Raw genomic sequence first — 8,540 nt, forward strand, 5'->3', positions numbered from 1 at the left:
TGAAGAACGATGCCGGGCTGAAGAAAGAAATCGAATTCGAAGAAAAGCTCCAGGGGCTGATGAAAACCTACGGCAAGAGCCTGCGCGACATCATCGCCATCCTCGATCCGAACCCGGGCAAGTCCGGCCTGCAACAGGCTACCGCACCTAAAACCCGCCGCGCTCGCGTGGTCAAGGTTTATCAGAACCCGCACACCGGCGAGCTGATTGAAACCAAGGGCGGCAACCATCGCGGCCTGAAAGCCTGGAAGGAACAATACGGCGCTTCCACCGTTGACTCCTGGCTGCGCGGCTAAATTTGCGCCGTAAAAAAAGCCCTGCCAATGCAGGGCTTTTTCATGAATACCATCTAAATGCAACGAAGTGCGTCGATCAACTCGCTACTTGCCGACTAACTTTAGGCTTAATCCCATTGGGCATCTAAAGTACTTCATCCTTGCGCAAAGCCTGCAGCCACTAAAGTCTTTGGCTAAAGTTTCAAGCCGTTGCGCACCGCTTCTATTTCATCCTGACTTGTTTTGTAAGCCTCGGCCTGCCCCGCGTAGGAAAGAACATAGGCCTTATCGCCGTCAACGGCAGCTACCAAAGTTTGAGAAAGCACATGACGACCGTTTTGCGTGATGGTGCAGGTAGATTCCAACGCCGATAAACGGCTCAACGTTGTCGGATGTATGCGATTGCAAACACTTTGATAGCCGCTTTGAAAGAAGTCTTTTTGCACCGACTTGCGCATCTCCAGCAACACGCCCTCCAGGTTTACTTGGTGCCCGCTTTCCACCCGTGTCATGGTCAACTCCATCACCATGACTGGCGTCCCGCCGTGATCGCTTTTCACTGCGCGCTGGCGAGAAACGCCTGGCGCAGCCGTCCCTTGCTCGATCGCTTCGACCTGCCAACCGGCGGGCCAGGGCATGACCGGCGCTTCAGCATCCGCACTGGCAACCCCACACCACACGCCAATCAAAATGAGTACCGATGTGCCGATTCGAATCATTGCCATGAACACTCGCAGGATGAGCAGTGAAGTCTGAGCCTCGACCGACTGTCAGGCAATAGCCGACGCTTTGGGTTTGGTGATGTCGCATCCCTTGCGTATCATAGTCGCCAATCGTCAGCCCCACTTATTTCCGGAGGGCCCATGAGCCTGCAAGAACTGAACACCTTCCCCGGCGTTACCGCACAACCTGACACCGCCACGCAAAAATTCGTGTTCAACCACACCATGTTGCGGGTCAAGGACATCACCAAGTCCCTGGACTTCTACACGCGCATCCTGGGTTTCACGCTGGTAGAAAAACGCGATTTCCCGGAAGCCGAATTCAGCCTGTACTTCCTCGCGCTGGTCGATAAGGCGCAGATTCCTGCCGACGCCGCTGCACGCACCGAGTGGATGAAGTCGATCCCTGGCATCCTCGAACTGACTCACAACCACGGCACCGAAAACGACCCGGACTTTTCCTACCACAACGGCAACACTGATCCGCGCGGGTTCGGCCACATCTGTATCTCGGTACCGGATATCGTCGCCGCGTGCGAGCGTTTCGAAGCGCTGGGCTGCGATTTCCAGAAACGTTTGACCGATGGCCGCATGAAGAGCCTGGCGTTCATCAAGGACCCGGATGCTTACTGGGTCGAAATCATTCAGCCGGCACCGCTGTAAAAAAGTTTGCTGCCACTGATCGTTCCCACGCTCTGCGTGGTAACGCCTCCTGTGACGCTCTGCGTCACGCTTTTGGGGACGCGGAGCGTCCTGGGCTGCATTCCCACGCAGAGCGTGGGAACGATCATGTAAAGAAAAACAAAAACCCCATGATCACTCATGGGGTTTTGTATTTTCAGCGTCCCGGTTTACGCCGGGGCTGAAGTTCGGATCAAGTGATCAAATGCGCTCAGGGAAGCCTTGGCGCCCTCGCCCACCGCAATCACGATCTGCTTGTAAGGCACGGTCGTTACGTCACCGGCGGCAAACACGCCAGGGATTGACGTTTCACCACGGGCATCGACAATGATCTCGCCGCGCGGCGACAGCTCGATGGTGCCCTTGAGCCAATCGGTGTTCGGCAACAGGCCGATCTGCACGAAGATCCCTTCCAGCTCAACAGTACGCAGTTCGTCACTCTGACGATCCTTGTAACGCAAGCCGTTGACCTTCTGTCCATCGCCAGTCACTTCAGTGGTTTGCGCACTGGTAATCACGGTGACGTTGGGCAGGCTGTGCAACTTGCGCTGCAATACCGCATCGGCGCGCAGTTGTACGTCGAACTCCAGCAGCGTGACGTGGGAGACGATACCGGCCAGGTCAATGGCCGCTTCGACGCCGGAGTTACCGCCGCCAATCACTGCAACGCGCTTGCCTTTGAACAGCGGACCGTCGCAATGCGGGCAGTACGCCACGCCCTTGTTGCGGTACTGCTGCTCACCGGGGACGTTCATTTCACGCCACCGTGCACCCGTCGCCAGGATCACGGTCTTGGCTTTGAGTTTCGCACCGCTGGCGAAGTGGACTTCGTGCAGCTCACCCTCTTTGCCAGGCACCAGTTTGTCGGCACGCTGCAGGTTCATGATGTCCACATCGTACTGTTTAACGTGTTCTTCCAGCGCTACGGCCAGTTTCGGCCCTTCGGTTTCCTGCACCGAGATAAAGTTCTCGATGGCCATGGTGTCCAGCACCTGTCCACCGAAACGTTCGGCCGCCACACCGGTACGAATGCCTTTACGCGCGGCATAAATCGCTGCCGAGGCACCGGCTGGGCCACCGCCGACCACCAGCACGTCAAACGCTTCTTTGGCGCTGATCTTTTCAGCTTGACGCTCGATGCCGCTGGTGTCGATCTTGGCGAGGATTTCCTCCAGGCCCATGCGGCCCTGGCCGAAGTTCACGCCATTGAGGTAGATGCTCGGCACCGCCATGATCTGACGCTCATCGACTTCAGCCTGGAACAGCGCACCGTCGATTGCGACGTGGCGGATGTTCGGGTTGAGTACGGCCATCAGATTCAATGCCTGGACTACGTCGGGGCAGTTCTGGCAGGACAGCGAGAAGTAAGTCTCGAAGTTGAACTCACCTTTGAGCGAACGGATCTGTTCAATGACTTCAGCGCTGGCCTTCGATGGATGACCGCCAACCTGCAGCAGAGCCAACACCAGCGACGTGAATTCGTGACCCATGGGGATGCCGGCGAAGCGCAGGCTGATGTCGGCACCCGGGCGATTGATCGAGAACGATGGCTTGCGTGCATCGTCACCGTTGTCGAGCAAAGTAATCTGGCTGGAAAGACTGGCAACGTCCTTCAGCAATTCAAGCATTTCCTGGGATTTCGCACCGTCGTCGAGGGATGCAACGATCTCGATCGGCTGGGTGACCCGTTCCAGGTACGATTTCAACTGGGCTTTAAGATTGGTGTCCAACATACGGGCGATTTCCTTGAATTTGGTGCATAAAAAAACGCCCGAGCGAATCTCGCCCGGGCGTTTTTAGTGGGCGGTGCAGCTTGCTTAGAAGGTGCGGAAGTCCGCCCTGATGAAGCGCGTCACTGACTTAGATCTTGCCGACCAGGTCCAGGGACGGAGCCAGAGTGGCCTCGCCTTCTTTCCACTTGGCTGGGCAAACCTGGCCTGGGTGAGCAGCGACGTACTGAGCAGCCTTGATCTTGCGCAGCAGCTCGGAGGCGTCACGGCCTACACCGCCGTCGTTCAGTTCAACGATTTTGATCTGGCCTTCAGGGTTGATCACGAAGGTGCCACGGTCAGCCAGACCAGCTTCTTCGATCAGCACGTCGAAGTTGCGGGAGATCGCGTGGGTCGGGTCGCCGATCATGGTGTACTGGATTTTGCCAATGGCTGGCGAAGTGTTGTGCCAGGCAGCGTGGGCAAAATGGGTGTCGGTGGAAACGCTGTAGATCTCGACGCCCAGCTTCTGGAAGGCATCGTAGTTGTCAGCCAGGTCTTCCAGCTCGGTTGGGCAAACGAAGGTGAAGTCTGCTGGGTAGAAGAAAACTACAGACCACTTGCCTTTCAGGTCAGCGTCCGAGACTTTTACGAAGTCGCCATTTTTGAATGCGTCAGCTTTGAATGGTTTAACTTGGCTGTTGATGATAGGCATCGTTGACTCTCCGTCAGGGGTTAAGAAGTTGATGGGGAGAACTTTACCCACTCGACGGACGGTTGGCTCATTGGCAAACCTGATGCTGCTGATTGGCTTTGGCTATTAGCCAACAGTATTAATAGAAGAAAACGGTATCTGGGGAATTGCAGTGAGGGCGCCCTTGCGCTTGGCTCAGGGAACCAGCGCATTTTCAGGCAAGCGCGCCATACCGAGAAACGGGCTGGCTTCGATATAGCGCATGGCCGACTTCATGTCCTTCCAGCCGACGTAACTCATCAACGATTTCAAATCCCATCCGGCCTGATGCGCCCAGGACGCAAAGCCGCGGCGTAACGAGTGACTGGTGTAGAGCTCGGCGGCAATCCCCGCGCGCTCCAGCGCTTGTCGCAGCAATGGGATCACGCTGTTGGCGTGAAGCCCCTCCTCACTCAAATGCCCCCAGCGATCAATGCCACGGAAAACCGGCCCGCGCACCAGCGCAGCTTCGGTGATCCAGTCGATGTAGGCCTGCACCGGACACAGGCGTTGCAGCGCCGGTGTCTGGTAAGTCTTGCCGAGGTTTTCCCGATCACTCTTGCTGCGCGGCAGGTAGAGCGTAATGCCCGAGTTGGCGTTGACCTGTACATGTTCAATCTGTACGCGGCACAACTCGTCGCTGCGAAACCCGCGCCAGAAGCCCAGCAGAATCAGCGCGCTGTCGCGCTTTGCCCGCAGCAAACCGGGGCGATCACACTGTGCCCTGGCGGTTGCCGCCTCCTGCTCGAGCCAACTAATCACTTGCTCCAGATGCTGAAGCTGCAAGGGCTGCGCCTGTTTCTCTTGCGCAGGGTGCAACGCACGAATTCCTTTGAACACCTTGCGCACCACGGGCGCCTTGGTCGGATCGGCAAAACCCTGGCTGTTGTGCCATTGCGCCAGCGCCGACAAACGCAACTTGAGCGTATTGATCGACAACACGCCTGCATGCGCAACCAGGTAGCGCGCAACGCTGTCGCTGGTGGCCGGCAGAAACCCGCCCCAACTGACCTCGAAATGCTCGATTGCCGCGCGATAACTGCGACGGGTGTTGTCGCGGGTGGCGGCTTGCAGGTAGCGGTCCAGTTCAGTCATGGCGCAGATCTCGAAAACGTACCGTTTCAGCGGGAAAATTCACGGCTTTTGCTGTATCACATGGGGTAATACCAGTATATCCCGTGTCAATAACGCTTTGTATTTAACTTCTATGATTGAATGGTACAATGTGTATTCAGGTAGTACGTACCACATTACGAAATTGTAGGAGTAGTCATGGCCCGTGGCGGTGTAAATAAGGCGGTCGTGCAAGCGGCCCGTTTGGCCATTCTTGCCCGCGGTGAGAACCCGAGCATCGATGCAGTGCGGATCGAAATGGGCAATACCGGCTCCAAAACCACCATTCATCGCTATCTCAAGGAACTGGACGACGGCGCTCAGCGCGTAGAAGCCGAACCCGCCGAACCGATCGACGATGAACTGCTGGCCTTGGTTTCGCGACTGGCGCAACGCCTGAAAGAACAGGCGCAAGAGCCGATTGATCAGGCCCGCGAACAGTTCGAGCAGCAGCGCAAAGCGCTTGAAGCCCAGCTGACAGAAGCGCAGGAAACCAACAACGAACTCCACGAGCAGTATGAAATCCAGAGCCTGGCGCTGACTCAAGAACACGAATCCCTGCAAGAAACCCTGGCTACGCTGCAGGCCGAACAGACCCGCAACGCCGGATTGAACCAGGCGCTGGCGGATTTCGAATTACGCTTGCAAGACAAAGACGAGCAAATCCGCTCGCTGGAAGAAAAGCACCTGCATGCCCGCGATGCACTTGAGCACTACCGCAATGCCGTCAAGGAGCAACGCGAACAGGAACTCAGCCGTCATGAAAGTCAGGTGCAACAGTTGCAGATGGAGTTGCGCCAAGCGCAGCAAAGTGCGCTGGTGCGCCAGGACGAAATCACGCAGTTGCACCGTGACAACGAACGATTGCTCACGGAGAACCGCGGAACGTTGCGTGAGCTGAGCCTGTTGCAGGCTCAACTCAAGCAAAGCAATAACCGTCAGGACCAGCTACTGGAACAGGCCACCCGTGTCGACGCCGAACGCACCCTCCTCCAGGAACGCCTGCGCGTTGCCCTGTTGGAAAGTCAGGCGCAAAAACAGAACATCGATGAGCAATCGCACATCAACAAAGCACTGGAAATTGAACTGACGAAAACCCAGGCAGCGCTGGAAGAAAGCGTACGTCTGGCCGCTGCAGCAGCAGCGGCGGCAGACGCAGCCAAAGACGATTAACCGGCGACCGGCGTACGCATGGTGACGAACTCTTCGGCGGCCGTCGGGTGCACGCCGATGGTTTCGTCGAAGTGGCGCTTGGTAGCGCCTGCCTTCAAGGCAATCGCCAGGCCCTGAACGATTTCACCGGCGTCCGGCCCGACCATGTGGCAACCCAGCACCTTGTCGGACTTGCCGTCCACCACCAGCTTCATCAGCGTGCGCTCCTGGCATTCGGTCAAAGTCAGCTTCATTGGGCGGAAGCGGCTTTCGTAGATCACGACGTCATGCCCGGCGTCGCGCGCCTCTTCTTCGGTCAAGCCGACGGTGCCAATGTTCGGCAAGCTGAACACCGCCGTCGGGATCATCTTGTAATCCACTGGGCGATATTGCTCAGGCTTGAACAAACGGCGCGCCACCGCCATGCCTTCGGCCAACGCCACAGGTGTCAGTTGCACCCGACCGATCACATCACCCAGCGCCAGGATCGACGGTTCGGAGGTCTGATACTGCTCATCCACCTCGACAAAGCCTTTCTTGTCGAGCTTGACCGCGGTGTTTTCCAATCCGAGATTGTCCAGCATCGGCCGGCGACCCGTGGCGTAAAACACGCAATCGGCTTCCAGCTGACGACCGTCCTTGAGCGTGACTTTCAGGCTGCCATCAGCCTGCTTGTCGATGCGTTCGATGTCGGCGTTGAACTGCAGGTCCATGCCGCGCTTGGTCAGCTCTTCCTGCAAATGCTTGCGCACGGAACCGTCAAAGCCACGCAGGAACAGTTCACCGCGATACAGCAGCGTGGTTTGCGCACCGAGGCCATGGAAAATCCCGGCAAATTCGACCGCAATGTAACCACCGCCTACCACCAGCACACGCTTGGGCAGTTCTTTGAGGAAAAACGCCTGGTTGGAACTGATCGCGTGTTCATGCCCCGGAATGTCCGGGATCTGCGGCCAGCCGCCGGTGGCGATCAAGATATTCTTCGCGGTGAAACGCTCGCCATTAACCTCGATCTGATGCGGATCGACGATCTTCGCGTGGCCTTCATGCAGGGTCACACCGCTGTTGACCAGCAGGTTGCGGTAGATACCATTGAGGCGATTGATCTCGCGATCCTTGTTGGCGATCAGCGTCGACCAATCGAACTGCGCGTCGTCCAGCGTCCAGCCAAAACCCGACGCCTGTTCAAAATCTTCGGCAAAGTGCGCGCCGTAAACCAGCAGCTTTTTCGGCACGCAACCGACGTTCACACAAGTGCCGCCCAGGTAACGGCTCTCGGCCACGCCCACCTTCGCCCCAAAACCCGCCGCAAACCGCGCAGCCCGCACACCGCCGGAACCGGCGCCAATCACATAAAGATCAAAATCGTAGGCCATTGTCTATCTCCTCGGCAGGTGATCAGCATACCTGCGGACGTGTGTTGGGCAAGCGTTGCGAACGTTATTGGGGCGGAAAATGAAAAAGCCACCCGAAGGTGGCTTTTCATACAGTCGGGTCAAAAGCTTTTAGTAAGCCTTACCCGTCTTGTAGAAGTTCTCGAAGCAGAAGTTGGTCGCGTCGATGTAGCCTTCGGCGCCGCCGCAGTCGAAGCGCTTGCCTTTGAACTTGTAGGCCATTACGCAGCCGTTCTGGGCTTGCTTCATCAGGGCGTCGGTGATCTGGATTTCGCCGCCTTTGCCTGGCTCGGTCTGTTCGATCAGGTCGAAGATGTCCGGGGTCAGGATGTAGCGACCGATGATGGCCAGGTTCGACGGCGCGTCTTCAGGCTTTGGTTTTTCGACCATGCTGTGCACACGGTAGATGTCGTCGCGGATCATCTCGCCGGCGATGACGCCGTACTTGTTGGTCTCTTGCGGATCGACTTCCTGGATGGCCACGATCGAGCAGCGGAACTGCTTGTACAGCTTGACCATCTGGGTCAGTACGCCGTCGCCTTCAAGGTTGACGCACAAGTCGTCCGCCAGCACGACCGCGAAAGGTTCGTCGCCGATCAGTGGACGACCGGTCAGGATCGCGTGACCCAGGCCTTTCATTTCGGTCTGACGGGTGTAGGAGAACGAGCAGTTGTCGAGCAGCTTGCGGATGCCGACCAGGTATTTCTCCTTGTCGGTGCCCTTGATCTGGTTTTCCAGCTCGTAGCTGATGTCGAAATGGT

General features: G+C 57.3%; 9 protein-coding genes. 3 read left to right on the forward strand and 6 right to left on the reverse strand.

Features of this window, described 5'->3' with window-relative positions:
• On the forward strand, nucleotides 1-296 hold a 296-nt coding region (locus tag D8V06_RS15995; protein WP_130931290.1), incomplete at its 5' end, for a histone-like nucleoid-structuring protein, MvaT/MvaU family.
• A gap of 173 nt (nucleotides 297-469) precedes the next feature.
• On the opposite strand, the gene D8V06_RS16000 is transcribed toward D8V06_RS15995, so the two are convergent.
• Nucleotides 470-994, reverse strand: coding sequence for a DUF4946 domain-containing protein (locus tag D8V06_RS16000; RefSeq protein WP_130931296.1), 525 nt, complete (start codon nucleotides 992-994; stop codon nucleotides 470-472).
• A gap of 144 nt (nucleotides 995-1,138) precedes the next feature.
• Here D8V06_RS16000 and gloA point away from each other — a divergent pair, with 144 nt between their 5' ends.
• Nucleotides 1,139-1,660 carry a lactoylglutathione lyase gene (gene gloA, locus D8V06_RS16005; RefSeq protein ID WP_130931291.1) on the forward strand — a complete coding sequence of 174 codons (522 nt, stop codon included), beginning with the start codon at nucleotides 1,139-1,141 and terminating at the stop codon, nucleotides 1,658-1,660.
• 188 nt (nucleotides 1,661-1,848) lie between these two features.
• On the opposite strand, the gene ahpF is transcribed toward gloA, so the two are convergent.
• The 3 genes from ahpF to D8V06_RS16020 all read right to left on the reverse strand — a co-directional run bounded on the left by ahpF (nucleotide 1,849) and on the right by D8V06_RS16020 (nucleotide 5,215).
• Nucleotides 1,849-3,411, reverse strand: coding sequence for an alkyl hydroperoxide reductase subunit F (ahpF, locus tag D8V06_RS16010; RefSeq protein ID WP_130931292.1), 1,563 nt, complete (start codon nucleotides 3,409-3,411; stop codon nucleotides 1,849-1,851).
• 127 nt (nucleotides 3,412-3,538) lie between these two features.
• Nucleotides 3,539-4,102 carry an alkyl hydroperoxide reductase subunit C gene (gene ahpC / locus D8V06_RS16015; protein WP_007975937.1) on the reverse strand — a complete coding sequence of 188 codons (564 nt, stop codon included), beginning with the start codon at nucleotides 4,100-4,102 and terminating at the stop codon, nucleotides 3,539-3,541.
• Between the two features lie 174 nt (nucleotides 4,103-4,276).
• Nucleotides 4,277-5,215 carry a site-specific integrase gene (locus tag D8V06_RS16020; protein WP_130931293.1) on the reverse strand — a complete coding sequence of 313 codons (939 nt, stop codon included), beginning with the start codon at nucleotides 5,213-5,215 and terminating at the stop codon, nucleotides 4,277-4,279.
• Nucleotides 5,216-5,392: 177 nt separating this feature from the next.
• Between D8V06_RS16020 and D8V06_RS16025 the strand changes: the two genes are divergently transcribed.
• A complete protein-coding gene (locus D8V06_RS16025) occupies nucleotides 5,393-6,406 on the forward strand; it encodes a DNA-binding protein (protein ID WP_130931294.1) in 1,014 nt (337 codons plus the stop codon).
• Here D8V06_RS16025 and gorA read toward each other — a convergent pair.
• Both gorA and D8V06_RS16035 read right to left on the reverse strand, forming a co-directional pair.
• Nucleotides 6,403-7,761: a glutathione-disulfide reductase gene (gene gorA, locus D8V06_RS16030; protein WP_130931295.1), complete on the reverse strand. Its 1,359-nt coding sequence runs from the start codon at nucleotides 7,759-7,761 to the stop codon at nucleotides 6,403-6,405. The two genes, D8V06_RS16025 and gorA, sit on opposite strands and share 4 nt — an antisense overlap.
• Nucleotides 7,762-7,890: 129 nt before the next feature.
• Nucleotides 7,891-8,540 (reverse strand): sugar phosphate nucleotidyltransferase (locus D8V06_RS16035; RefSeq protein ID WP_241667830.1); only part of this gene is annotated, 650 nt, incomplete at its 5' end.

The organism is Pseudomonas sp. Sample_24, from assembly GCF_004307605.1.
Taxonomy (GTDB): Bacteria; Pseudomonadota; Gammaproteobacteria; order Pseudomonadales; family Pseudomonadaceae; genus Aquipseudomonas.